At 50.4% G+C, this 23,872-nt stretch carries 27 protein-coding genes; 17 read left to right on the top strand and 10 right to left on the bottom strand.

Annotated features, from left to right (window positions below; genetic code table 11):
* Nucleotides 1–23: 23 nt before the first annotated feature.
* Entirely contained in the window at nucleotides 24–1,073 is a 1,050-nt protein-coding gene (locus ACNQKP_RS00555) for an aminopeptidase (protein WP_417862122.1), read from the bottom strand.
* A complete protein-coding gene (locus tag ACNQKP_RS00550; RefSeq protein ID WP_015089905.1) occupies nucleotides 1,070–1,642 on the bottom strand; it encodes an outer membrane beta-barrel protein in 573 nt (190 codons plus the stop codon). Before ACNQKP_RS00550 ends, ACNQKP_RS00555 begins: the two co-directional genes overlap by 4 nt.
* A gap of 87 nt (nucleotides 1,643–1,729) precedes the next feature.
* On the opposite strand from ACNQKP_RS00550, the gene msrB reads away from it, so the two are divergent.
* On the top strand, nucleotides 1,730–2,146 hold the full coding sequence (gene msrB / locus ACNQKP_RS00545) for a peptide-methionine (R)-S-oxide reductase MsrB (RefSeq protein WP_417862119.1): 417 nt from the start codon (nucleotides 1,730–1,732) through the stop codon (nucleotides 2,144–2,146).
* A 62-nt stretch (nucleotides 2,147–2,208) separates the two neighbouring features.
* On the top strand, nucleotides 2,209–2,928 hold the full coding sequence (locus ACNQKP_RS00540; protein ID WP_417862117.1) for a DUF3750 domain-containing protein: 720 nt from the start codon (nucleotides 2,209–2,211) through the stop codon (nucleotides 2,926–2,928).
* Nucleotides 2,929–2,937: 9 nt separating this feature from the next.
* Here ACNQKP_RS00540 and ACNQKP_RS00535 read toward each other — a convergent pair whose 3' ends face one another.
* Nucleotides 2,938–3,825, bottom strand: coding sequence for an energy transducer TonB family protein (locus tag ACNQKP_RS00535; RefSeq protein WP_417862115.1), 888 nt, complete (start codon nucleotides 3,823–3,825; stop codon nucleotides 2,938–2,940).
* A gap of 92 nt (nucleotides 3,826–3,917) precedes the next feature.
* Here ACNQKP_RS00535 and ACNQKP_RS00530 point away from each other — a divergent pair, with 92 nt between their 5' ends.
* The 5 genes from ACNQKP_RS00530 (at nucleotide 3,918) to ACNQKP_RS00510 (ending at nucleotide 7,285) form a co-directional block, all read left to right on the top strand.
* On the top strand, nucleotides 3,918–4,427 hold the full coding sequence (locus ACNQKP_RS00530) for a PilZ domain-containing protein (RefSeq protein ID WP_417862113.1): 510 nt from the start codon (nucleotides 3,918–3,920) through the stop codon (nucleotides 4,425–4,427).
* A 151-nt stretch (nucleotides 4,428–4,578) separates the two neighbouring features.
* Nucleotides 4,579–5,922 carry a PhoH family protein gene (locus ACNQKP_RS00525; protein WP_417862111.1) on the top strand — a complete coding sequence of 448 codons (1,344 nt, stop codon included), beginning with the start codon at nucleotides 4,579–4,581 and terminating at the stop codon, nucleotides 5,920–5,922.
* Between the two features lie 18 nt (nucleotides 5,923–5,940).
* Complete coding sequence (locus ACNQKP_RS00520; protein WP_417862109.1) at nucleotides 5,941–6,360, top strand: MaoC family dehydratase; 420 nt, start codon at nucleotides 5,941–5,943, stop codon at nucleotides 6,358–6,360.
* Entirely contained in the window at nucleotides 6,357–6,785 is a 429-nt protein-coding gene (locus ACNQKP_RS00515) for a BLUF domain-containing protein (RefSeq protein WP_417862107.1), read from the top strand. The genes ACNQKP_RS00520 and ACNQKP_RS00515 overlap by 4 nt, the downstream gene beginning before the upstream one ends.
* Nucleotides 6,786–6,853: 68 nt before the next feature.
* Nucleotides 6,854–7,285, top strand: coding sequence for a DoxX family protein (locus ACNQKP_RS00510; protein WP_417862105.1), 432 nt, complete (start codon nucleotides 6,854–6,856; stop codon nucleotides 7,283–7,285).
* A 59-nt stretch (nucleotides 7,286–7,344) separates the two neighbouring features.
* Here ACNQKP_RS00510 and lipB read toward each other — a convergent pair whose 3' ends face one another.
* On the bottom strand, nucleotides 7,345–8,004 hold the full coding sequence (lipB, locus tag ACNQKP_RS00505) for a lipoyl(octanoyl) transferase LipB (protein ID WP_417862103.1): 660 nt from the start codon (nucleotides 8,002–8,004) through the stop codon (nucleotides 7,345–7,347).
* Nucleotides 8,005–8,209: 205 nt separating this feature from the next.
* On the opposite strand from lipB, the gene ACNQKP_RS00500 reads away from it, so the two are divergent.
* On the top strand, nucleotides 8,210–9,841 hold the full coding sequence (locus ACNQKP_RS00500; RefSeq protein ID WP_417862102.1) for a hypothetical protein: 1,632 nt from the start codon (nucleotides 8,210–8,212) through the stop codon (nucleotides 9,839–9,841).
* Between the two features lie 254 nt (nucleotides 9,842–10,095).
* On the opposite strand, the gene ACNQKP_RS00495 is transcribed toward ACNQKP_RS00500, so the two are convergent.
* Nucleotides 10,096–11,238, bottom strand: a complete 1,143-nt coding sequence (locus ACNQKP_RS00495; protein ID WP_417862101.1) for a hypothetical protein — start codon at nucleotides 11,236–11,238, stop codon at nucleotides 10,096–10,098.
* Between the two features lie 128 nt (nucleotides 11,239–11,366).
* Between ACNQKP_RS00495 and ACNQKP_RS00490 the strand changes: the two genes are divergently transcribed.
* Together ACNQKP_RS00490 and ACNQKP_RS00485 are read left to right on the top strand one after the other, a co-directional pair.
* Nucleotides 11,367–12,116, top strand: coding sequence for a tyrosine-protein phosphatase (locus tag ACNQKP_RS00490; RefSeq protein ID WP_417862100.1), 750 nt, complete (start codon nucleotides 11,367–11,369; stop codon nucleotides 12,114–12,116).
* A 148-nt stretch (nucleotides 12,117–12,264) separates the two neighbouring features.
* The gene (locus tag ACNQKP_RS00485; RefSeq protein WP_417862099.1) at nucleotides 12,265–12,531 is read left to right on the top strand and encodes a hypothetical protein; all 267 of its coding nucleotides are present in this window, start codon (nucleotides 12,265–12,267) and stop codon (nucleotides 12,529–12,531) included.
* 2 nt (nucleotides 12,532–12,533) lie between these two features.
* On the opposite strand, the gene ACNQKP_RS00480 is transcribed toward ACNQKP_RS00485, so the two are convergent.
* Nucleotides 12,534–13,334, bottom strand: coding sequence for an SdiA-regulated domain-containing protein (locus ACNQKP_RS00480; RefSeq protein WP_417862097.1), 801 nt, complete (start codon nucleotides 13,332–13,334; stop codon nucleotides 12,534–12,536).
* Nucleotides 13,335–13,499: 165 nt separating this feature from the next.
* Here ACNQKP_RS00480 and ACNQKP_RS00475 point away from each other — a divergent pair, with 165 nt between their 5' ends.
* Nucleotides 13,500–14,231, top strand: coding sequence for a hypothetical protein (locus ACNQKP_RS00475; RefSeq protein WP_417862096.1), 732 nt, complete (start codon nucleotides 13,500–13,502; stop codon nucleotides 14,229–14,231).
* A gap of 73 nt (nucleotides 14,232–14,304) precedes the next feature.
* Here ACNQKP_RS00475 and ACNQKP_RS00470 read toward each other — a convergent pair whose 3' ends face one another.
* The 4 genes from ACNQKP_RS00470 to ACNQKP_RS00455 form a co-directional block, all read right to left on the bottom strand.
* A complete protein-coding gene (locus ACNQKP_RS00470; protein ID WP_417862095.1) occupies nucleotides 14,305–14,730 on the bottom strand; it encodes a DUF3011 domain-containing protein in 426 nt (141 codons plus the stop codon).
* A gap of 94 nt (nucleotides 14,731–14,824) precedes the next feature.
* Nucleotides 14,825–15,463 (bottom strand): hypothetical protein, encoded by a 639-nt coding sequence (locus ACNQKP_RS00465; protein WP_417862093.1) that lies wholly within the window; start codon nucleotides 15,461–15,463, stop codon nucleotides 14,825–14,827.
* A 213-nt stretch (nucleotides 15,464–15,676) separates the two neighbouring features.
* Nucleotides 15,677–17,098, bottom strand: a complete 1,422-nt coding sequence (lpdA, locus tag ACNQKP_RS00460; RefSeq protein ID WP_417862091.1) for a dihydrolipoyl dehydrogenase — start codon at nucleotides 17,096–17,098, stop codon at nucleotides 15,677–15,679.
* A gap of 66 nt (nucleotides 17,099–17,164) precedes the next feature.
* Nucleotides 17,165–18,796 carry a 2-oxo acid dehydrogenase subunit E2 gene (locus ACNQKP_RS00455; protein WP_417862090.1) on the bottom strand — a complete coding sequence of 544 codons (1,632 nt, stop codon included), beginning with the start codon at nucleotides 18,794–18,796 and terminating at the stop codon, nucleotides 17,165–17,167.
* A gap of 233 nt (nucleotides 18,797–19,029) precedes the next feature.
* On the opposite strand from ACNQKP_RS00455, the gene sfsA reads away from it, so the two are divergent.
* The 6 genes from sfsA (at nucleotide 19,030) to ACNQKP_RS00425 (ending at nucleotide 23,869) form a co-directional block, all read left to right on the top strand.
* Nucleotides 19,030–19,761 (top strand): DNA/RNA nuclease SfsA, encoded by a 732-nt coding sequence (gene sfsA, locus ACNQKP_RS00450; protein ID WP_417862088.1) that lies wholly within the window; start codon nucleotides 19,030–19,032, stop codon nucleotides 19,759–19,761.
* Between the two features lie 110 nt (nucleotides 19,762–19,871).
* Nucleotides 19,872–20,918: an NAD(P)-dependent alcohol dehydrogenase gene (locus tag ACNQKP_RS00445; protein ID WP_417862087.1), complete on the top strand. Its 1,047-nt coding sequence runs from the start codon at nucleotides 19,872–19,874 to the stop codon at nucleotides 20,916–20,918.
* Nucleotides 20,919–21,098: 180 nt separating this feature from the next.
* Entirely contained in the window at nucleotides 21,099–21,860 is a 762-nt protein-coding gene (locus tag ACNQKP_RS00440; RefSeq protein WP_417862085.1) for a murein L,D-transpeptidase catalytic domain family protein, read from the top strand.
* A 129-nt stretch (nucleotides 21,861–21,989) separates the two neighbouring features.
* The gene (locus ACNQKP_RS00435) at nucleotides 21,990–22,454 is read left to right on the top strand and encodes a hypothetical protein (protein WP_417862084.1); all 465 of its coding nucleotides are present in this window, start codon (nucleotides 21,990–21,992) and stop codon (nucleotides 22,452–22,454) included.
* 99 nt (nucleotides 22,455–22,553) lie between these two features.
* A complete protein-coding gene (locus ACNQKP_RS00430; RefSeq protein ID WP_417862082.1) occupies nucleotides 22,554–23,513 on the top strand; it encodes a TonB-dependent receptor in 960 nt (319 codons plus the stop codon).
* The gene (locus tag ACNQKP_RS00425) at nucleotides 23,513–23,869 is read left to right on the top strand and encodes a hypothetical protein (RefSeq protein WP_417862080.1); all 357 of its coding nucleotides are present in this window, start codon (nucleotides 23,513–23,515) and stop codon (nucleotides 23,867–23,869) included. The genes ACNQKP_RS00430 and ACNQKP_RS00425 overlap by 1 nt, the downstream gene beginning before the upstream one ends.
* Nucleotides 23,870–23,872: the final 3 nt, after the last annotated feature.

Below are 23,872 nucleotides of genomic sequence, written 5' to 3'. Positions count from 1 at the left end.
CCCTGTTTTTGAAGGTTTAACCCTTATGGGGGAGGCAGCATTTTTTTGAGTTCTGCGGACGGATCCTTGGCTTTTTCAAGCCCGCGACAGGCTTCTATGAAGGAAAAATAGTTGCGATCCCTTAGTTCGTACAGCTTTTCAAAGTCACTGAGGTCTTGCATGTAGGTGCGATACACCAGCAGACGAGCGTTGTTGAGCTTCGCTTCAGCGAATTTTTTGTAGCTGTCTGTCTTCAGCTGCGGCGCGATTTCTGAGGCGAATTTGCTCTGAATCTGCTGAATTCTCTGCGCACGTTTTTCTTCAGATCTTTCGTTTGCCGGAAGGTCTTTGTACCATTTTTCCAGCGCATCCAGCTCTGCGGAAATGAATTTCGAAAACACTTTGCTGTCGTCATTTTCTGACTGAATCAGCTTCAGCGTCGGAGAGTCTGTGCCTTCTTTTTTCAAATAGAATAGTTCCGCACCTTTATTGCCCAGAAAGGTGGCCAGGCGCTCATTGAAGTCCGCGGAATTTTTAATATACAAAGTGGCGTGCACGGTTTCGTGAATGATGGTGTTCACAAGGTCATAATCATCATACCGAAGCATCGAACTTAAAATCGGATCATTGAACCAGCCCAGAGTGCTATAGGCCGAAACACCGCGCATGTAAGTGTCGAGGTTGTCCTTTTGCAGGGCTTTTTCCTCTTCCTTGGCATCGCCTTCATTGAAGTAGCCCTTGTAGGGCATCTTGCCCATGAATGGGTAAGACCACTGATGGTGCTTCAGTTCCCACTTTGGTGCCGCGCTGACCACGTAGGTGACATAGGGGCGGCCCAGTTCGACGTAGGAAGTGTAGTTTTTGGTGGGTTTCAGATGCAGTTCGGTTTCAGCAAAAGAGCGGGCTTCCTGCGCCAGCAGCAGCTTTTTCTTTTTGCCTTCATCCAGATTTGGATCTTTCAGCGCTTCGTCGACGGGGACACGGCTGTTCAGAAGCTTCATCTGTCCATAGCCGGACTTCATCAGATAACCCATCTGGCATCCGCTGTTCAGCGTGGCTGCGGTAAGAAGTACCAGGCCAAGTTTCAGGCTCATAGCGCCCAGGTGACGCCGGCACGGATAGAGCTGTCATCAGTTTGCAGACCATCGCCAATCGGTGTTTTCCACACGTCATAGCTTAGTTTGATACCCAGAGACTCGGTGACTTTGATTTTCAAACCCACGCCATAGCTGGGAACAGTGACGGATTCAGGTTCGATAGTGTAGGTGTCCTGACCTTCGATTTTGATCTGCTGATAACGGCTGATCTGGGCGCCGCCACCTTTGATGTACGGCTGGAACAAGGCTGTTTTATCAGCAAATACCAGAATCAAATCCGCGCCCAGGATTTGGGATTTCTGTGTCGTTGTACGGCGTGCATCTGACGGACTGGCTTTTTCTTCACGCAGGCCGGTGGCGTCGGTGTAGCTGAGCTCCAAAGCCAGGCGCTCTAGGAAATAAAGAGAAAGAGAGCCGGTGATGGATTCAGAGTCAAAAGAGTTGTCTTTGTCGAAGGTGGTGGTTTTTCTTCCGTAGGACAGGCCCAGTTCAGTAAACATTGCATAAGCGGGCAAAGAGGTCGAAATCAGAACGGCCAGTAGGGTCAGGGATAAAAACTTCTTCATTCCCACATAGTAGCAAGGTTGATTGGCGAACGACATGAATTCGGCCACACTCTGGACTAAAGCTCCTGGACCGGGTACAACCAAGGTATGGCTGACAAGGTTTTAAAATGCGGGCTGCCCTCGGATGAAGGGGAGCTTAAAAAGATTCTGACCCCTGAACAATATCGCATCATGGTTGAAAACGGCACCGAGCGTCCGTTCCAGAATGCGTATTGGAATCATCATGAACACGGCATCTATGTTGATGCTATTTCCGGTGTGCCACTTTTTTCCAGTGACGATAAGTTTGATTCCGGCTCCGGCTGGCCCAGCTTCACGCGTCCGATTTCTGCGGATGTGGTGAAAGAGATCGCTGACTACTCCCATGGCATGACTCGTATTGAGGTGCGGGCGTCGTCTTCGAATTCCCACTTGGGGCATGTGTTTGATGATGGACCGGAGCCAACGGGACTGCGTTACTGCATCAATTCGGCGTCGCTCAAATTCATTCCGCGCAAAGCTTAAGTCCTGAGCTGACCTCAGTATTTAATCCCGCAAAGAATTAAAAAATAGTCCATACTGGTGAAATGAAATTCATCGGTTCTTTTATTGCTTTCATGTTGTTGGGGTTTCAATCTCAAGCGCAAGACTGGCGCACGGCCACGCGGGACAGTGCGCATCTGGCGCCCAAGCCTCAGGAAGAAAAAGGCGCCGTGGTGCAGGTGTATGCGGCCCGCACGGTCAGCTGGCGTGGTTACTTCGCGGTTCACTCCTGGATTGCCACCAAAGCCAAAGATGCGGATCACTATATGACCTATCACGTGATCGGGTGGCGAGTGAAAAGAGGTTTGGAGGCTGTTCGCATCGAGGCGGACATTCCGGATCGTCACTGGTTTGGTGCCAAGCCCGAACTGATCGAAGACCTGCGTGGTGCCGAGGCGGAAGCCGCCATTCCCCAGATCGACAAGCTGGCAAAGGACTATGCCTACAAGAACACCTATCGCGCTTATCCGGGCCCGAACAGCAACACCTTTATTTCCCATATCATCCGCAACGTGCCGGAACTGAAGGTGGAACTTCCTCCGCACGCTATCGGCAAGGACTGGATCAATCAGGCGGACATTGTCGGCTGGAGTGAATCCAAGACCGGCGTGCAGTTTTCCTTGTTTGGGATGCTGGGGCTGACAGTGGGATTGGGTGAGGGTGTTGAACTGAATGTGCTGGGTCTGAACTTCGGAGTTGATTTCTTGCGACCGGCATTGAAGCTGCCGATGGTGGGCCGGGTTGGAATGAGCGACAAGCCTTAGTCGTGATCTTTAGTTGCGGTTCACCAGAGCTGGTGGGCTGTAGCGCACAGTGAAAGAAAACACGAGGTGAATGTAGCCATCCTCTTTCACCATCTCTTGCGGTGGGTTCGGGAAAATGCGGGCTTCTTTGAAAGCGTTCACCGCTGCCATATCAAAGTTTTTGATTCCTGAGCTTTTCATAATCAAAGCCGAACGCAGATTGCCGTTGCGATCCAGAATAAATTCAGCCTGAGTCACCCAGTTGCGGTTTCCGGCGTTGATCCGGTCAATCCGATCGAACTGATCGATGGCCTGCTGGACGCGGGTTTCCCAGCGGTAACGGATCAGTTCTTCCACGCGGGCATAGAAAGTATAAAACAAATAGCGGTCGGTGTTCAGTGCCGTGAAGGATCCCACTTTCACGTCCGTTGGCAGGGATTCGCCGACGGAAGAAAAGCCGTCGTTGTAGCGCTTCATCTCGGCCAGTTCTTTGGAAATATCCACATTGCGATAGCCGTCTTTGTCGACATCTTCGGTGTTGTGCTGCTGTTTTTTCTGTTCAGCCATTTTGGGCGGCGTCGGCTCGGGTTTGTTCACCGCACTTTCGCGGTTGCTGCGATTTTGAGTCATGCCGTTTTGGGCAGCCTGGGTTTCTTCCTTCACGCGCTGTTTTTGTTCGGACAGGAAGCGCGCCAGAGTTTCATCCTCGGGCAGTTTCATCTTTTCCGGCACCACGGCCTGGCGCACGACCGAGCGATCTTTGGGTTTCAGGGCGTTGAAGATTTTTTGTTCTTCTGAAAGTGTGACTTCGATTACGTCCGGCTCGGGCAATTGCAATTTGGGCGCAAGCCAGATCAGGCCCACGATAACCAAAAAATGGAACATAAAACTGCAGAGAATCGCCCTAAGGACTGCCATTGTCTCATTTTAAGCCGAAACTGGACCTTTGGGCAAGACGGCTAAAGTTGAAACACATTCTGCCGATAAGAAATGAGTCAACAGGGGGAAAAATGGGGAAAGTTCTCGATATTACGCCACGTCTAAGATCTCAGAATTCTTTGGAAAACAAGGAAATTGAGGTCCGCGCGGAAGTCCTCGACATTACAGAGGCCCGCCAGGAAATTTTGAGCCGTGACCGTCGTGACGTAAAAAGAACAATTTTAACTGAGTTTGTGGGAGCTTTTGTCGTACTTCCTGAGAAGGGCCTTTTGAAGGCCGCACTTTACGACATTTCTGAAAACGGTTTGGCTTTCGATCTGGAGCTGGCTGAAGGCGGTTTTGTGGCTGGTGACGAAGTGGCGATGCGAGTGTATTTGAATCACTCCACGTACTTCCCATTCACGATCACTGTGTCCAACAGCCGTGCTATCGAAGATGAGGGCGTTGTTCGCCATGGTGCTGGTTTTGTCAAAGGCACGATGAATGATGTAGCGCTTCATCACTTTGTGAAGTTCATTGAAAACGTCAGTGCCAGTCTGAAAACAGATTCCGGCGATGTTCTTGTTTCTCACATTTCATAAATTGTCCTGACATTTTGTAAGTTGCAAAGGCCCGGTGATTTTTTCGCCGGGTCTTTTTATTTTTTGGGACGCCGTTTTGCGTGGACTTTGGTCCTGCGATTTGTTGCAATTTAGCTGTGGAGTATCTGCAGCTAACAAGCGGGCAGATCGCATGGACTATAACTACGGAGGGTGTCCATTGAGCAAAGCTAAGCGCAGAAAAATTGTTGTCGATACGAACGTGATCCTTTTCGACTCCCAGGCGATCCTGAGATTCGGTGAGGCCGATGTTCATATTCCTATCTCTGTTATCGAGGAAGTCGACAAGTTCAAACGTGACCAGGGTGAAAACGGTCGAAATGCGCGTCAGTTCAGCCGTTTTATCGACGTCCTGCGCTCCAAGGGCTCTTTGGCCAGTGGTGTTCAGATCGACAACTCCGAAACCATGGTTTACATCAATACGGATCTGATGCTGGCAGGTATGCCGTCAGAGCTGGATCATCAGAAGGCGGACAACCGCATCCTGAACACCGCTCTGGCTTTGCAGAAGCAGCACCCGCGCTACAAAGTTGAGTTGATCACCAAAGACATCAACCTGCGTATCAAGGCCGACGTTTACGGCGTTGTTGCCAATGACTATGATGCCAACGACATCAATCGTGATGATCTTTACGAAGGTTATCAGGAGATCATGGTGTCTCCGGAGCAGATTGATGCCTTCTATCGCGAAAAGCGCTTCATCACGGATATTAAGCTTTACGGCAATCAGTACGTGATCATGAAAGATGCGGGAAACCCGAATCATTCTGCGATCGGTCGTTACAGCCTGGCGGATAAAGCCATCGTTCCTTTGATGCAGGCCGCTGATTCCATCTGGGGTATTCATGCTCGAAATGTCGAGCAAGCCTTCGCATTGGACTGTTTGCTGAACGATGAAATCATGTTTGTTTCCCTGGTGGGCAAAGCCGGTACGGGTAAAACATTGATGGCGATTGCTGCGGGTCTTCATAAAACTTTGGATCAGGGGCAGTTCCAGCGTTTGCTGGTTTCCCGTCCGATTTTCCCTATGGGACGCGATATCGGTTACCTGCCTGGTGACATCGAGCAGAAATTGAATCCTTGGATGCAACCTATCTTCGATAACGTAGAGTTTTTGATGGGTGCGGACAAAAAAGCTGCCGGTCGTGCGCAAGAATTGATCAATCAGGGGATGTTGAATATTGAGCCTCTGACTTACATTCGCGGTCGCAGCATTCCGAAGCAGTACCTGATCGTCGACGAAGCACAAAACTTGACTCCGCACGAGATCAAGACAATTGTTACGCGTGCCGGTCGAGGGACGAAGGTTGTCCTTACGGGCGACGTCTATCAGATCGATAATCCCTACGTGGATTCCGCGAACAGCGGTTTGACCTATGCGGTAGAGAGATTCAAAGGCCATCCAATTGCGGCCCATGTGACTCTGACCAAAGGTGAAAGATCTGAGCTGGCCGAGCTGGCAGCAAATATCTTGTAGGTTTTTAGGAGTTTTTTCATGGCTGAAGTGATTGATGTAGGATTTGAAGCAAAGGTAACTGTGCAAGTGACGGACAAAATGATCCAGCAATTTGCGGAGCTTTCCGGAGATCACAATCCAATTCATTTGAATGATGAATACGCATCAAAAACCCGTTTTGGTCGCCGTATTGCCCACGGTATGATCGTTGGCGCTCTGATTTCCAGAGCGCTTGTTGATGGTATCGGTCAGGGTGGTATTTACCTTGCTCAAAATATGAAATTCGTAAACCCGGTGTTCGTTGATGATACAATTGTTATCACCATCAAAATCACGGGTTTGAGAAAAGAAAAAGGCATCGCGACGGTTGAGACCAATGTGGCGAAAGCTAATGGCGACGTGGTAGTTAAAGGTGACGCTGTTATCATGATGTCCACGACGGGCCCCGCCGGCATATGAGTGGAGTCTTCCACCTGGTCTACTTCAGCAAGGCGGCCGAGGATCTAAGTTACACGGACATCCGTGAGATCCTTGAAGTCTCACGCCGGAATAATGCCCGACTGGGCATTACCGGTCTGCTGATTTTCCGAGATGGATTTTTTCTGCAGCTTTTGGAAGGCGCTGAGGATGCAGTTCGTAAGGTGCTTTCTGCAATTCGCGACGATGATCGCAACTATTCCGTCAAAGTTCTGATTGAAACCAACGGTGATGAACGTCTGTTCGGTGAATGGTCCATGGCCTTTCACGATGGCGATATCACCACGGCATCTACAGAACATCTGGTGGATCTATTTGAATCAGTGACCTCTTCTGAGTTGAGCCGTAGAGCCCTGATTATGCCAATCTTAAAAAAATTCCGCGCCTCCGCCCCAGAACTCCGATAAAAGGTTCCTGGTTCTTTTTTTTGTCCCCTGCTGCGTCATAGAATGAACATCAACGAAAGGATTCAACGATGAAAACTCTTTTAAGTAAACTGATTGCACCTCGAAACTTCAACACCAAGATGGACGATTTTGCGTTGACCATGCTGCGCGTGTTTATTGGTCTGACGATGGCGTTTTCTCATGGTTTGGGGAAAATTCCACCTCCAGAAATGCTGGTGGAAGGCGTGCGTTCTATGGGTTTCCCGGCGCCGGAGCTGTTCGCATGGTGTGCGGGCTTGGCTGAATTTGCCGGCGGTATCCTGCTTGCCTTGGGCCTGCTGACCCGTCCAGCTGCGGCCTTCATGGTGTTCACCATGGTCGTGGCAGTGTTTGGTGTGCATGCTGCTGATCCGTTTGGCCAAAAGGAAATGGGCCTGCTGTATTTGTTCACAGGTTTGTTCTTTGTGTTGCACGGGGCAGGGCGCTGGTCCGTAGATCACCTGATCGCGAAAAAGAAATAGTTCCTGACTTAAGGGGAAAAAAATAAAGGAGCCGCAAGGCTCCTTTTGTTTTTTTGGATTTAGAGAACTTCCAGCAGCCGGCGTTTCAGCTTTTCTTTGAATTCGTTTACGTCGACCGGGGTCTTTAGCAACTGTTCAAGGCTGATCATCACTTCCGGTGGGAAGCCGCAGGGGCGAAGCCCTTGGAAGGCTTTTTCATCATGGGTCAGATTGATGGCGGCTCCGTGGAAGGCCACCCATTTGCGCACACCCACGCCGACAGAGGCAATCTTGTGATCCTTCACCCACACTCCAGTGTCATCGGCATCCGTGCGGTTAAAGCTGCTTTTCGATGAAGAGCGCGCCTCGATACCCGACAGGCCATAGGTTTTCAGTACGTCGACAATGGCGTCTTCAAACACTTTCAAGTAAGGGTTGATCTCGCGGTCCTTGCGGCCCTTGCGGGTGTGGGCCAGATTCAAAATTGGATAGATCACAACCTGGCTGGGACCGTGATAAGTGGCGCGGCCTCCACGAGTGACTTCCACCAGCGGGCCCTGCCAGGCAAAGACATCTTCGGCCTGAGTGGCGCGGCCCACAGTCACCACCGGAGGATGTGTGCAGAACACCAGAAAGCCCGGAAGGTCTTCCGTGTTCACCTTTTCCACCAGGTCATTTTGTTTTTTCAGAGCCTCATCATAGTTGATAAGTCCCCAATCCTGAAAAATCAGATCAGCCATATTTTGTTTGTGCCACCGATTTAGGTCCAAGTCATTCTTTCTCTTCAAAGGTCCAATTCAAAGGGCAGTGTGCAACCTTTGGACAGCAATTTCATTCGAGGTGTAAACGCACTAGTCACAAAAATTTCAAAATGAGATTCGTTTGAAAAGCCACAGAACATGCCCCCAAAATGGTTTCAGGAACACAAAGAAGCAGGGAGAGGGTATGAAGAATCTAGGACTGATGGGCACATTGATAGCAGCAATTGCTCTGACAGGATGTCTGGACAACGGCGGTGGCACTGAGGTGAAGCAAGACCTCAACAACGGTGACTTCAGTGTCATCACTGAGCCGGAAACAGGCTCAGGTGGCGGCTCTAACGGTGGCGGCAGCTCAGAAGGCGGCAGTACTGGTGGTGATAATGGTGGCAGTGTGCCAGCTCCATCAGAACCCGAAGGTTTTGATATCAACAAAGGTGCTGTGTTGACAGCTTCCACAAGCCTCAGCCTTGATTTTTATCCTCCTTTCCATACTGCTTATACCAAGATTTCTGAAAATGAATCCTGCGGTGGTGGTAGCTGGGTGGACTATGCGGACTCCGGCACTATGGTCAGTTCCAAGACCAATCAGAATGTTCCTTTGAGCGTGCAGTTCCGCGATCATGATGGTCGCACCAGCTCCTGCTATGTTCGCCGTATCTATATCGACCAGATCGGTCCTGACATTGTGTTTGCAAAGTATCCATCTGCTCCGGTTGAAGAAGGCACTGATGTTGAGCTGATCTTCACGGTGACTGATGCGGGTGCCGGTGTGGCTTCTGTGACTTGTGCTATGGGTTCTTCCACCAAAGCGTGTGCTGCCGGTCAGAACAAGATCGTTCTGCCGAAGCTTGCCGGTGGCGATTACACCCTGAAAGTTTCAGCGACCGACAAACTGGGTCATGCTTCTGAAAAATCCATCTCTTTCAAAGTTTCCTCCATGTACAAACAGATGGTGAACAACGTGAAGGTGAACGAATACCAGAAAGTGGATATTCTGTTCGTGATCGACAACTCGGGCTCTATGGAATACGAGCAAAAAAGCATGGCGTCCCGTGTTCGTAACTTCCTGGATGTGGTGAAGGGCCTTGACTGGCAGATCGCTGTGACAACAACAGATCCTGTGCATAAGACCCTGGGTGACGGTCGCTTGGTGCCTTTGTATAACAAGCCCGGCCAGTATATTCTGACTTCCTCCATGAACGACACCGACGCCCGCAACACCTTGAGCAACACTCTGCAAAGAAGCGAAACAGGCTCCGGCAGTGAGCAAGGTATCTTCGCTGCTTACCGCGCGATAGAACGTTCCATGAGTGCTTCTGGTGGTAACGCGAACTTCATCCGTAATGATTCTCAACTGGCTGTTGTGGTGATTTCAGACGAAGATGAATCTGCCAATGGTGCGAAGAACGATCCTGCGAACTTTGTGAAGTTCGTGGCTGACAGCTTCGGTTCCCAGAAAGCCATGAGCTTCCATTCCATCATTGCTCGTCCTGACGATCAGGCGTGTTTGAAGGGTGAAGGTTATTCGGCCGGATTCCGCTATGAACAGATTTCCAAACTGACCGGTGGTGTGATCGGGGACGTGTGTGCATCTGATTATGCGGCTCAAGTTCAGGGTATCGCCGAAGGTGTACGCAAGACTTTGAAGTCAATCACCTTGTCTTGTGCGCCAGTTGTGGATGCGATGAGATCGATCCTGGTTCTGAAAGATGGGCAGGTATATGATGGCACTCGCAAGATGGAAGGACTGAACCTGGTATTCGACCAAATGCTGCCACAGGGGAATTACGAAGTTTACTACTCATGCATTAAGTAAGCTGCGGTTGGTGAAAAGGGCCCAATCGACTGCGTTGTCGGGCCCTGTCCTCGCTCCGACGTGCTTGGAGCACGCCTCCGCTGCGGTAGGACCCTCCGCCTTGCGCTTGAACCCTTTTGACCAACCGCCGTTCCAGGTGGTTGGTTTTTTGCGTTTTGGTGGGTGGGTGGGTTTTGGCTGGCCCTGTGGGCGCCGCTTTTGGGGAGGGCTGGCGCTATCGCGCGCCGCTTTGGGGAGCCTGCGCTCGTGCAGAGCTATTTTAGGATTTGATTGAGGGTTGTGGCTACTTCGGCGGATTCGTTGATGACTCGTTGGCTGATGGCTGGGTTTTCCAGGAAATAGCCGAAGGCTCGGATGATTTGGGTGTTTTTTTGGTCGGGGCTTACGTTTGTTAAATCATAAGCTGGGTTTTTGTAGGCGTGGGTGTTCCACAGACTTTCCAGGTTTAGATCTGTGCGGTTTCTTTCCAGCCATACTCTTGCGGGCTGGGCTACGTGGCAACTGGCGCAGTCCATGTTTTCTGGGTTGAAGCTGTGGGGGTTTTCGGCGCGGTGAATGGCGCGCAGTTCTTTTCTGAGCAGGTCTTCGTTGCCTGCTTTCATGCGGGCGGAATTGCCGATGACTTTATTGAATGAATCTTCTCCGGTGGCTTCGGGGGAAATCAGGCCGCGTTCGAAGTGGTCTGATGGGACTGCGAAGTTGACGAAGGCTTGGGCTGATCTGTCTACGCGTGGGATCTTCATCAATTTTAACTGACCATTGCGCACTTCAAAGCCCTGGAAGGACCACATGTCGCCGGCGCCTCGGACCACCATTGCAGTGATGCGGGTTAGATTTGCAGGGCCTGCGTATTTGCGCACGATGTGGTTGAACTCTAACAACGCTGGGGATTTGTCGGCTTGTACGGCCCATGCGGGATGAACCTGCAATGGCAGACCTTTGGTTTCTACTTTGTTGCGGGTTTTCCACGCCATCAGATCTTTTGTCAGGGAATCAAATTCGGCGTCGGTCAGCACATAAAAACTGTGAAGGGCAGCATCGACCGTCTGTACGCGGTTGCGGAAACCTGGTTCCAGCGGTTGCCACACCAAGCGGATTTGTTTTTGGCAGGACTGTGGGGTTGGCAGGGGGAAGCACGGGTCGATGCGCACGGCGATCACGCGCAGGGATGTGGCCACGTCGTTTTCACTCATCACCGGAGTCAGTGGGGGAATCGTGCCCATGAAGGCCGGGTTCAGCAGCGGGCCGCCGCGGCCGGGAGTGGTGATACCCATCAGATTGTCGTCGCCAAAACGGGCTGGCAACGGCATCAGATAAGAGACGTCATTCAGATCCCAGGCAGCGTTGGCCTGAAGACCCAGGAACAGGGCAAAAACGAATGCGAATTTGGCTTTCATGCGACGCAAATTTCCATTTTTGATGCGCCAATTCAACAAGATTCCCAAAAAGCGCCGGGCCAAGGACCTAATTGAAAATGAAATAAACGCGCTTCGTGTTATCATGGGTTCTTACGGAAAGGTGTGGAATGAAACTTCAGGGCGGAATCAATTTCAGGGACATGGGTGGGTATCTGACAACGGACGGCAGACGGGTTAAAAAAAACCGTCTATATCGTTCCGGCTCCCTGTCTCGTTTGACGGCTGCAGACTGTGCTCAGCTCGAAGCCCTCGGTGTTACAGAGATCCATGATTACCGTGATCTGAAGGAATCCGCTGCCGATAAGGACGTTGTCTGGAACGGCGCTGTCTATGAATGTCATCCGGCGAATCCGGATTCTCACGCTGTGAAAAATGACAACCACGATTTCTGGGCGGATGAAAATCTGCGCGTGGTTCCCAGCGATTTTATGGAAACTCTGTACAAACAACTGCCGTTCGCCAATCGTTCCTATCAAAGATTGTTTGAACGCGTGCAGCCTCTGGAAAAAGGCGCACTGGTTCAGCATTGTGCTGTCGGCAAAGATCGCACGGGTGTAGGTTCTGCACTGACATTGTTGTCTTTGGGAGTTTCGCGTGAAGCTGTTCTTGAAGACTATCTGCGCACAGAACAAACCTTGCAGCCGTTCCGTGAACAGGTCTTAAATAAAGTTGAATCCAAACTTTCCAGCAAAGGCCTTGAGAATCTGCACTATTTGATGTCAGTGAAAGAGCACTTCCTGGGCTCAGCCCTGGACGCCATTCACCAACGCTACGGCAGCCTTGAGCGCTACTTCGCCGTGGAATTCTCACTGACCCCGGAAAAGCTGTCCGCTTTGAAAAGCAACTACCTGGAGTAAATCCCCCTCTTTCGACTTTTAGTTTACTGGAATTCGATCTTAAAAATAAGAAAACCTGGTGTTGCAGTGACGTCAAACCTAATAAATTGGATTTGGCGTTGGCCCTTTATTGGCAATTTGAGACCTATGCTCAACTGATTGAGGGTCTATGAAGCTGCCAAAAGAACATACATTGAAGTTTTCGATTCATATTCTTGTATTCATCCCAATCATCATATTATTGATCTTTGGCTCCCTAAAACGAGTGCCGGTTCCGGCTGAATTCTTGTTTCAAGCGATGATGTCCGGGACACTCTATGATGATGCGAAGACTAAGGCTGAAAACAAGAAGCTTCACTATGGACTTGCGCTAGGTACTGGAGCTGCTGCCATTTTGAGTTTGGTTGATTACCTTAAGGCAGCAGGTGTTTTTTAGTTCTATTTCAAGATCACTACAATATTAGGTTCACTGACGATGACCAGTTTTCCGTCTTTGGTGAACGTCATTCCTTCGTATTGATCTGGAAGCAGTGGCAGATCCATGGTGCTGACCACCTGCCCTTGGCGAGTCAGGCGCATCACGCGGGAAGATTCGTGGCTTAGCAGCAGCAACTGGTCATTTTTATCGTCATAAATGCACGCCGACAGATCGCTCATCACATGTTTTAGAATTTTTTCGGTATCGAACGGTTCTTTCACACCCAAAGCCGCAGCGTCGGCGATGTCATTGCCATGAGAAGGGCGGGCCCATTCAAAGATGCGCTTGGGCTTTTTCTCCTGAACGGCATAGAACGTGTTGTGCTTCTTTGAAAAACAAACTCCTTCCAGTCCCTTGTTGTGCTTCGCTGGCGCCGGGAGCTGCATCAGTTGCACATCTTCGCGGGAGTCGCGAACATCCACCGTCGTTTGAGCCTCATCAATTTTCAAAATCAGCACCTGGTTTGATTCCGTGCTGATCGCATACTGATTGTTGCCCAGATATACGATGTCTTCGGTGTCTGCGTCAGTCAGATTGGTCATGCGAATCGTGCGCACGGGTTTGGTGAAGTCGACTTTGTACTCAAAAATGTTTCCTGAATTGTTCTGAATCAGGAAGTAAGAATCACTGTCATAATTGTATGTGATCCCGGAAAGATTGCTGCCCACCTCGGGCAGGGCTTTTTGGACCGAAACTGCTTCGGCTGCGAAGGCAGATGTGGATAAGGACAGCAAAGTGGTCAGAACGATTTGAGTTTTCATGAATATCTCCCGCGCGGAATTCTTAACCTGAGACAGTAGGGCCTGAAAGAATATTCTGACTGAGTTTCGACTTTGTAAAGATTTAAACAGCCCCCCTTTAGTCCAGTTGGCTTTTTCCGAAACTGGAGGGGCAAGTTTGTTCGTTCAACCAAGGAGTGCGTTTCAATGATCTCATCCATGATTCAAAAATCAGTGCTGCTGGCTGCCACGGTGTTGACCCTGGCCGCTTGTTCGCAGGAAGGCCTTATTAAAGGGGCGGCCCTTTCCACCAAAATCACCCAAGGCGACGTGTATGTGTCGCTAAAAACCCAGGTGGACTCCAACAACCTGCAGATCATGAGTGTGCAGTTGCCGATTTATAATCCGGAAAATCCAGTGGAGATGCTGGGAATGCTCAATGTCTCGTCCCTGGTACCGGGGATTACCGATATCGATCTGGTATTGAACTTTTCCCGGGTGACCAAGATTCCCGCTTTGCAGGCCGAAAAAGGACTGCCCAACGGAACCCTGTTCCCGGTCATGGGAGTGAAGGCGGACGAGTGGTATTCCATTCCCCTCAGCGACAGCCGTGTCTCGAAGTTGTATTTGAATCTGGATTTGCAGGCTTCCAAGGTGGTTCTGGGATATGCACTGGGTACAGACTCACTCAGTGCCGGGATCGTCGCGAATCTGTTCACCGGGTTTAGTGCTCAAGGGGTGACGGGTTACGGAGGAGTTTACAGCGGACTGTTGCCTGGCCAAAGCGGGGTGGCGGTGTTTGCCGACGTGAGTTCGATCTTAAAATCATCAGCGTCGGGTGTGGCCTTTGTCGATCGCACATCGAAAAGTCGACAGAATAAGGTGGCTGAAAAACTGATGCAGTTGAATCAGCGCAAGTCCTTCTTGCGCGTTCGCTAGAAAATCACTGGCGTTAAAAACAAAAAAGCCGACCCCTGCAAGGTCGGCCTTTTTGTTTGAATGTATCTGAAACCTAGTAGCGGATCACTTCAAAGATGGCGCGGCAACCGCGGTTCACCCACACGCGATCCCCATAGATGCCGTACGTGTTGTTGTACAGGCACGCATCGTAAGAGATCACATTGTAAAGTCTTACAGAGTGAATTCTGTACGGGTTGAAGTAGCACTCTTGATAATAGTAATTCCATGATTCGCAAGTGATGTATTCAACGCCTGGGCCCGGACCTGGATATGGATTCGGGTACGGAGCTGGTGGGTTTGGGCGTGGATTTGGATGTGGGTATGGATCCGGGCGCGGGTTGCCTGGATAAGGCGCTGGGCGCGGTCCTGGGCGGATGTAGCTTGTTTCCGCGTCCTGATACTGGCTTTCCAAAACATCAGCCTGAGCCCATGGTGCCAAGCCAAAGACAATTAGTATTGCAAAGAATAGGTTTTTCATCGTTTCCCCCAAAAAAGGTGTCATTGTGACTACAAAAATCTTGTACCCCGCAATTATGCAGGAATGGTGCCGTCGTTTTTCGGTGTCAGAATGACTAAAACTTCCAGTCTTCGATCAAAAGGGCCGCCTGCAGCTTTCCCTGACGGGTCAAGGCGCTCAGGGATTTGATGCGATAATCAAAAGAGAATTGATGGGCCGAATTGATCTCGGTCACGCGGTGATAAGGGAAGCTCAGACGCAGCTTTGTGAACTTTACGATCTTCAAAGCCGTGGCCGCCAATCCAAAGCACGCGTAATAAAACAGGCTGTCACGTTCCCACAGGTCAAACCAGGTGTGCGTCGTCAGTTGTTCCAGTGTGAAGGAGCAGCGGTCATAACAGCTTAAGGAGCGGAAGATCTGGAATTGATCGGCATTGTAGATCTGGATGTACTTTTCTTTGTCCAGAGTGTCGTGCAGATCCGATGGCGGAACGATGCCCATGCGAAACAGAAACTGCAGAACAAAACGCTCGTTGGAAAAACTATTTTCCAAATACTCCGAGCGCAGGGCGCCCACATAGGCTTCCAGTGCCTGTGTCACAGAGGATTGCTGGCTAGGCGACAGCTTGGTAAAATAACGCATTTGAGGGTTGTCATAGGCGCGCATTTCAATGCCAATGCACTTCAGCAGGGATGCCAGCTCGACAAGGTGTGAGCGATAGATGGATGTCTGTGTGTTTAAAGCTAATTCCATAATCTAATCCGTATTTAGGCATCTTTCATACCGGATATGGACTGAAAGTGGGTGCACTTTTGAACTTACTTACAGATTTGTAAGGCAGATGGGGGAGAAACGGGCAAAAATCTCACGACTGTCTGTAGGAATTATCGATCATTTGTACTGTGCCTGTTGGTCGAAGGCAGAAATGAAAAAGGCCGGCTTGGGGCCGGCCTTTTCGAAGAAAGCTTATGCTTTCAAAGGTTTTTGAATGATATGGATCGCGTGACCCAAAGTCGCCTCTGCGGCTTCCATCATTGTTTCACCCAAAGTTGGGTGAGGGTGGATGGAAAGTGCCAGGTCTTCAATGCGTGCACCCATTTCGATCGCCAAAACAGCTTCAGAGATCAAGTTGGAAGCTTCCGGACCGACGATGTGAACGCCCAACAAAACGTGGGTTTTCTTATCAGCGATCATTTTCACGAAACCGTCTGTTTCCATCATGCTCACCGCGCGGCCGTTGGCTGCGAACGGGAACTTGCTGATCAGAAGGTCGGTGTGACCTTTGGCTTTCGCTTCAGCTTCAGTCATGCCGGCTGCCGCGATTTCAGGATCGGTGAAGACAACTGCCGGAACTGTTTTCGCATCGTAAACACGGTTATGCCCCGCGATCACTTCAGCAACCAGAACACCCTCGTGGGATGCTTTGTGCGCCAGCATCGGCTGACCGGCGATATCACCGATAGCAAAGATGTTGGAAACATTCGTGCGGCGTTGAGCATCGACTTTCACGAAGCCACGCTCATCCACGGCAATGCCAGCAGCTTTCAGGTTTGCCTGATCGCCATTTGGACGACGGCCGACAGTCACAAGGATCTTGTCGCATTTTACAACTTCGTCTTTGCCGTTGATCTCAACAGTGACTTCGTAACCGTCTTTGACTTTTTTCTGACCTTTGGCTTTTGCTCCGTAAAGAACATTCACGCCTGCTTTAGTCAGTTTGCGAGTCACGATCTGAGCGCAGTCTGGATCAACCACACCCGCCAACAATGCGGATTGTGCTTCGATCACAGTCACTTCCGTGCCCAGCTTGCGCAGGTAGGAAGAGATCTCAAGACCGATGTAACCACCACCGATAACCGCCACGCGCTTAGGGATGGTATCAAACGCCAAAGCGCCTGTGGAAGAGCAGATGTCTTTTTCGTCGAATTTGAAACCAGGGATTTCAATTGGACGGGAACCTGTTGCCACAACAAAGTATTTCGCCTGAACTGACTCAGTCCCTGCAGAAGACTTCACAGAGATTTCTTTGGAAGACTTGAATTCAGCTTCACCTTTGATGATGGTAACGCCATAGCCTTTAAGAAGCTGATTCACACCGCCGGACATCTTGTCAGAAACGGATTGTTTCCATTTCACAAGTTGTTTCATGTCCACGTCGATGCCACCTTTGATGTTCAAGCCCATTTCTTTGAAATTGTGCTGGGCTTTGTGCAAAAGGTGAGTCGCAGTGATCATGGCTTTGGACGGGATACAACCCACGTTCAAGCACACGCCACCCAGGAATTCACGTTCGATAACTGCTGTTTTAAAACCAAGTTGTGCGGAACGGATCGCAGCCACATAACCGCCAGGACCCGCACCAATAACTACTACGTCAAAATTTTGCATAATAAATCTCCAATTAAGTCCGGTTGAAACACCTGCCGGTGCTTCAGCCTCCTCCGGGCGAGCCGGCTAGATCAACTCCACCAATAGTTTGCCTGGGTTTTCGATGCGGCCGATGAAGGCAGCAAGGAATCTTGCAGCGACAGCGCCGTCGATCAGACGGTGATCGGCAGTCATCGTGTAGTTCATAACTTTAATCGCGGAAACCTGGCCGTTTTTCAGAACCACTTTTTCGTCGATTTTGTACATGCCCAGGATCGCCACTTCAGGGTGGTTGATCACTGGAGTCGCGTATGTGCCACCGATAGAACCGATGTTCGTCACAGTGATAGTTGCACCCTTCATTTCATCCGGTTTCAACTTGCCGTCACGAGCACGCTTGGAAAGATCCAGGATCTCTTTGGAGATTTCCAGGATGGATTTCTGGTCTGCGTTTTTGATCACTGGAACGACAAGGCCGTTTGGAGTGTCTGCTGCGAAGCCCAGGTTGAAGTACTTTTTGTAAACGATTTCGCCAGCGGCATCGTCGATGGATGCATTGAACATCGGGAATTCGCGGATCGTAGCGATCAAAGCCTTCATGACGATAGGAAGGTAAGTGATCTTCGTGCCGTTTTTCTCTGCGTGTTCTTTCAGGCTTTCGCGAAGAGCAACCATCGCATCCACTTTCGCTTCATCCATGATGGTGAAGTGCGGGATCACGTGTTTAGAACGCTGCATGTTTTCAGCGATCTTCTTGCGGATACCGATCAGAGGAACGCGCTCTTCCGCTGCGCCCGCCGGGCCTTGGTAAGAAGGTTTAGGGATAGTCATGGAAGCTGCCGCTGGAGCCGCTTTCGCTGCTGCCGGAGCAGCGCCACCACCGGAAGACATAACGTCTTCACGAGTCACGCGACCAGCAAGACCAGTTCCGGAAAGAGAGTTGATATCAACGCCCATTTCACGAGCCAGACGACGAGTCGCCGGAGTCGCCAATACTTTGGAATCTGCCACAGGTGGGAAGATGTCGCTGGAAGCAGTCGCCACTGGAGCCGCTGCTTTCGCCGCTGGTGCTGCTGCTGGAGTCGGAGCTGCCGCCGCTGCAGGAGCCGCTTTCGGAGCCGCTGCGCCACCTGCACCCTCAAGGATGATCATGGTGGAACCGACTTTTACAACTTCGCCGGATTTGAATTTCAATTCTTTTACAACACCAGCTACTGGAGTCGGAACTTCCACAGTCGCTTTGTCAGTCAGAACTTCAGCAATCGCCTGGTCTGCTTTTACAGAGTCACCTGGTTTTACCAACCATTTAACAAGTTCGCCTTCAGTCACGCCCTCGCCCAGTTCAGGAAGTTTAACATCCTGAGCTTTACCGCCACCTGCTGCCGGAGCTGGAGTGGAAGCTGCTGGAGCCGGAGCTGCCGCTGCCGGTTGAGCGGCTGCTGGTTTTGCAGCGCCTGCACCATCAAGAGTGATCATAGTCGCGCCGACTTTAACTACGTCGCCGGATTTGAATTTAAGATCTTTTACGACACCCGCAACCGGTGACGGAACCTCTACCGTTGCCTTGTCAGTCAATACTTCAGCGATAGCCTGGTCCGCTTTGACCGCATCGCCTGGTTTTACCAACCATTTTACCAATTCACCTTCAGTAACGCCTTCTCCAAGCTCGGGCAGTTTCACATCAGTTGCCATGTTGCGAGAGTTCCTTTCGTTGTTCATATCTAAATCTAAAACACCTCGTTCTAGACGCACCCTAGAGCATTTGCACGGGATAACACGCAGCATAAACGGTATTGAAAATCAGTCGTCACAGGATGCCACGTAACAGTGTGATTTTTCCACGGTTTACAATAGGTTGCGGGCGGGCAGGGGGGCTTTGAAAGGGGTCGACAAAAGGCCCTTTCAGGGACTAATTTCAGGGTGTTGATTTTGACTTGAAGATTGGGGTTCCTATGAAGTTTCACAGTAAGCTGCAAGAAGGTATTTTTCTAAAGCGTTATAAGCGCTTTTTTGCGGATATTGAATTCCAGGGGCAGCAGGTGACCGCCCACGTTCCCAACACCGGCAGTTTGAAGAGCGTGAACAATCCCGGACAGCACTGTCTGTTCTCTGAAAGCACCAATCCGGAACGAAAACTGAAATACACTCTGGAAATGATCAAGTCTCCGGGGGGCTCATGGGTGGGCGTGAACACGGCCACTCCAAATACAGTTGTGCGTGAAACCCTTCATCATGTTGTCGGCCACAAAAAAGAAGTGGTGGGTGGCTTTGCTCATTGGGCGGCCTTTGACGAAGTAAAGCCGGAATATAAAATCAGCGCGGAAACCCGTCTGGATTTTGCCTTAAAGAAAAACAACAGTGATAAAATGCACTTCATCGAAGTTAAAAACGTGACCCTGGCAGAAGAAAGCACAGCCAAGTTCCCGGATGCAGTGACCGAGCGCGGACAAAAGCATTTGCGCGAGTTGATGGCGTTGATAGAGCAAGGCCACACTGCGGAAATCGTGTTCACAATCCAGCGTCACGACTGCGGATCATTTTCTCCGGCAGATGACATTGATCCGGAATATGGTCGTCTGCTGCGCGAAGCTCATCAAAAAGGTTTGCGCGTGTCGCCTTTCGTGCTGGATCTGACTCCAGAATCAGTCGAGTTGTCTGAGACACTGCTGCCTCTGAAAATGTAGTTTCCTGCAGTCCCACATTCTTTGTGGGCCAAAGTTTTAATCTCGGGGTCATGGGTTGTCATGACCTCAATACGAGCCTAACCTCTCATTATCTTGAAGGAGAAACTCGTATGATTCCTGTGAATGCCTACGCCGCATACCAATCCAAAGAACCTCTGAAACCTTTTAAATTTGAGCGTCGTGATCCTGGCGTCGACGATGTCCAGATCGACATCCACTTTTGCGGAGTTTGTCACTCGGACCTGCATCAGGTGCGTGATGAATGGGGCGGCTCCAAGTTCCCGATGGTTCCGGGCCATGAAATCGTCGGCAAGGTCGTTAAAGTCGGCAGCAACGTGAAGAAATTCAAAATCGGTGATGCTGTCGGTGTGGGTTGCCTGGTGGATTCCTGCCGTCACTGCAGCTCTTGTGATGAGGGGCTTGAGCAATACTGTGAAAACGGCTCTGTCGGCACTTACAACTCGCTTGAAAAAGATGGCAAGACAGTCACTCAAGGCGGGTATTCCACGCAAATCGTGGTGAATCAGGATTTTGTCCTGAGTATTTCACCGAAACTGCCTTTGGATAAAGCGGCACCATTGTTGTGTGCGGGGATCACCACCTATTCACCGCTTCGTCATTGGAAGGTGGGTCCGGGCAGCAAGGTGGCGGTGATGGGCTTGGGAGGCCTTGGTCATATGGCGGTCAAACTGGCTGCTGCGATGGGTGCGGAAGTGACGGTGCTCAGTTCTTCGAACAAGAAAAAAGACGATGCTCATCGTCTGGGAGCGCATGATTATGCAGCGACCTCTGAAAAAGAAACTTTCAAAAAGTACAACCGCAAGTTTGATCTGATTATCAACACCGTGTCGGCACCGATTGATCTGGGCGCGCATCTGCAACTGCTTAAACGTGACGGAACGATGGTGTTGCTGGGGGTTCCTGACAAGCCGGAAGCCATTCACGCATTCCCTCTGATTGGCGCACGCCGCAGTCTTGCGGGTTCATTGATCGGAGGCATCGCGGAAACTCAGGAGATGCTGGATTTCTGTGCCGCCAAAGGTGTCACGTCAGACATTGAACTGATTGCCATCGACAAGATCAATGAAGCTTACGAAAGAATGTTGAAGGGGGATGTGCGCTATCGCTTTGTCATCGACATTGCGTCGCTGAAGTAAGGCCAGCAGAGCATCTGTTCGACAGTTTTTCTGGACCTGTTTTTTAGTCGGGAAAGTGTCAATAAAGGTGACACTTTCCCTCTGAAACGCTGATAAATATTCAGCCAATTCCACAGTCTTTAAAGTTTTGAATATGAGTGACCGATTTCCTCTGTGAACAACCAACGGAGGATCGGCACGATGTCTTTCTTACGCGCTAAAACACTCGCAGTACTTTCCACAACACTCCTGCTGGCAGCCTGCGGACCTGGAATTCCGGTTCTGCCAGATGATCCCAATAATGAACCCGCAGCCCAACAGCCGGCGGATGGAAACTCTGCTCAAGGTGGCACCGAGCTGCCAAGCACTGAAACGCCAGGCATTGTGGAACCTGAAACTCCACCACCTGTTGCGACAAACCCCAACGACGATGTGCTAAGTCAGTATCAGCATCTGGATCCAAATCACATTGTTCCGACCAAAGCTTTGGAAACAGCCGTTTTGTACTTCCACGAAAACAAGGCGAAGTTCAAGAATCAGGCGGTGATCTCAGTGTTGGATTTCAGTCAGAAGTCCACACAGAAACGCTGGTACTTCATCGACATGAAAACAGGCGCAGTGTGGAATGTTCACGTTTCTCACGGCAAAGGCTCTGACAGCAATCACGATGGCTTCGCAGAAAAGTTCAGCAACGTTGAAGGTTCCAACGCCTCTTCTTTGGGCTTCTATAAAACGGCAGAGACTTATCAGGGCAGCAACGGTTACTCCCTGCGCCTGGATGGTCTGTCCACGACGAACTCCAATGCCCGCTCGCGCGCGATTGTCGTGCACGGGGCAAGTTACGTTCAGGATTCCAACGTGATTCAAGGGCGTAGCTGGGGTTGCCCGGCGGTTTCCCAGGCCAATCGTGATAAGGTTATCAACCTGATCAAGGGTGGCAGCCTGCTTTACGCCTTTAAATAAATGGTCACGGGCGTTTCGGCGCTTTTTGGGAACAGGGAGAATTTATATATACTCCCAGGTTCCCATTGATAGGTCCGACAGTATCAAAACAGTTGTGGTAAGCATATGCTCCTTTCAGAAAGGATGTTTATGCTTACCACTTTTCGTTTATTTGTTGTCACTCTGGGGCTTTCTCTGCTTTCAAGTGCTTCCCTGGCTCAGACACAGATGCAGCTGGTTCTAAAAAAAGACATTGTTTTTGATGCTCAGAACAGCCGGTCCAGTCAGTCTTTATATACACAATACAAGAATGACCACTGTTACATCAGTCTGGTGGGAAACAACCTGCGCAACAGTCAGTATGTAAATGCTCAGGGTTTGATTGTTTTACCAGCGGGTTTGAAGTTTACAGTGGTGAGTGTTGTTGATAATGACAAGGGCCTGGATCTGGAGACTCAAAAAATCTATACCAAATCGTTCATCTATTCCGTGAACAGAGATATTGACACGTCCCTGAACCTTAATTGCTCTCGCAAGTACAGCCTGTTTAAACGCATTGAAAAACCCAAAGAAGTTCTGGGTCTGTTTACAGATGTTGTAAGTCTGCAGCAATAAGAGCGGGCGCGAAATCTGTTTTGCGCCTTCAAATAAAAGTCTGATTCACTTTTTTCTTTTCGCTCATAGGAGTTTATCGTTCCTCCGATAAGAAGTCCTATGAGCATCCTGTTTTCTTTCCTGCTGACATTCCTGTTAATGACTGTGTGCCTGCCTGTGCAGGCCAAAGAAACGGACAATTTGACCGGCAGGAGCAAGAATCTTCCCGACAGCACTGAAATTTTTGATCGCGAGATGAACAAGCGTCTGCAGGAGCTGCAGGACGAGGCAGGCTCTGAGGGCATTTCGTGCAATGATCCGCGCAAGCTGCGTATTCTGTTTCACGATCTGAACGATGCGAGATTTTTTATTGGATCCTTGGAGTCCTGGGCCGAAGACAATTCGCAGATTGCCAAGCGTGAGTTGACAGCACAGCAGTCAGTCTATGACGGAGTTCTGGATAATGGCTGGATTTTCAACCGTCTGAAGCTGGCTTCGACGGTCAAAGTAAACGGCCAGTTGGTGGGTACCGATAAGTTCGGGCACTTCATCGATCAGGGTTTTGAGTTCTACACACCTTATCGTCAAAGTGGCTATCGTATGTCCACAGCCCTGCATTCCAGTTTGGGGTCTGAAAAAGGCTATTCAGGTGGGGCGTCCACCGGGACGATTTCCTATGCTGATGCCATGGCGAACTATCAGGGCATTTTGTTTTATCATGCGCTGGCCGAGGGCCCGAATCCTTACTTCCGCTGTTCTCAAGGCAAGTGGACTCAAGTGAGGGAATTCCGCTGGGCTGATTACGTGGACGCGGGGTGGGACGAGGGCATCAATTGCAGCGTGATGGCATCGCCTGAAGCTCAGGCCAAGTTCAGCGCCAATCTGGCGAAGCAGGGGCAGACCTGTCCCGCCGACACCAGTGCTTGTGCTCAGTTGAACACGCGGTACGCGGTCTTTGATGAATATGTCCTTTCGCCGGAGTGTCGAAAGGTGGCTAAGGCCCCGGTGGGAACTTATGGCTCGGGTAAATCCCCAGCGGTAAAAGCCTCGACGGGTAAAAGCGGGAAGGGGACACGCTAATGGAGTTGTTATCTTTGGTGGAAGCCCAGAGGTCTTTGGATGCGTTGTTGAAGTGCCCGGGTTTGCGTTGTGTGCTGGATGCCTTCGCCGTGGATCTGTCTAAAAATACCAGGGAAGACATTTACGTGTATCTGAAAGACGGTGGCAGCCCGCAGGTGCAGCGCCTGTGTCTGCCGATGGAGCGCCCGCGCAGAGCGGAAGCCAATGAAGTTTGTTATATGGTGAAACTAAAGCGCGCCGGGGAAACACAGGTGCTTTGGCGCAATGAACGGGGTCAGTGGAAACTTAGCAACGCCTCTAAAAGGCCTCTCACAGTTGGTGAAAAGGCCCCTTCCGACGGCGTTGTCGGGAAATAGCGA

The organism is Bdellovibrio bacteriovorus (assembly GCF_048286975.1).
Classification (GTDB): Bacteria; Bdellovibrionota; Bdellovibrionia; order Bdellovibrionales; family Bdellovibrionaceae; genus Bdellovibrio; species Bdellovibrio bacteriovorus_H.
The sequence above is the reverse complement of the archived record's forward strand: the minus strand, read 5'-3'. Positions and strand labels throughout refer to the sequence as shown.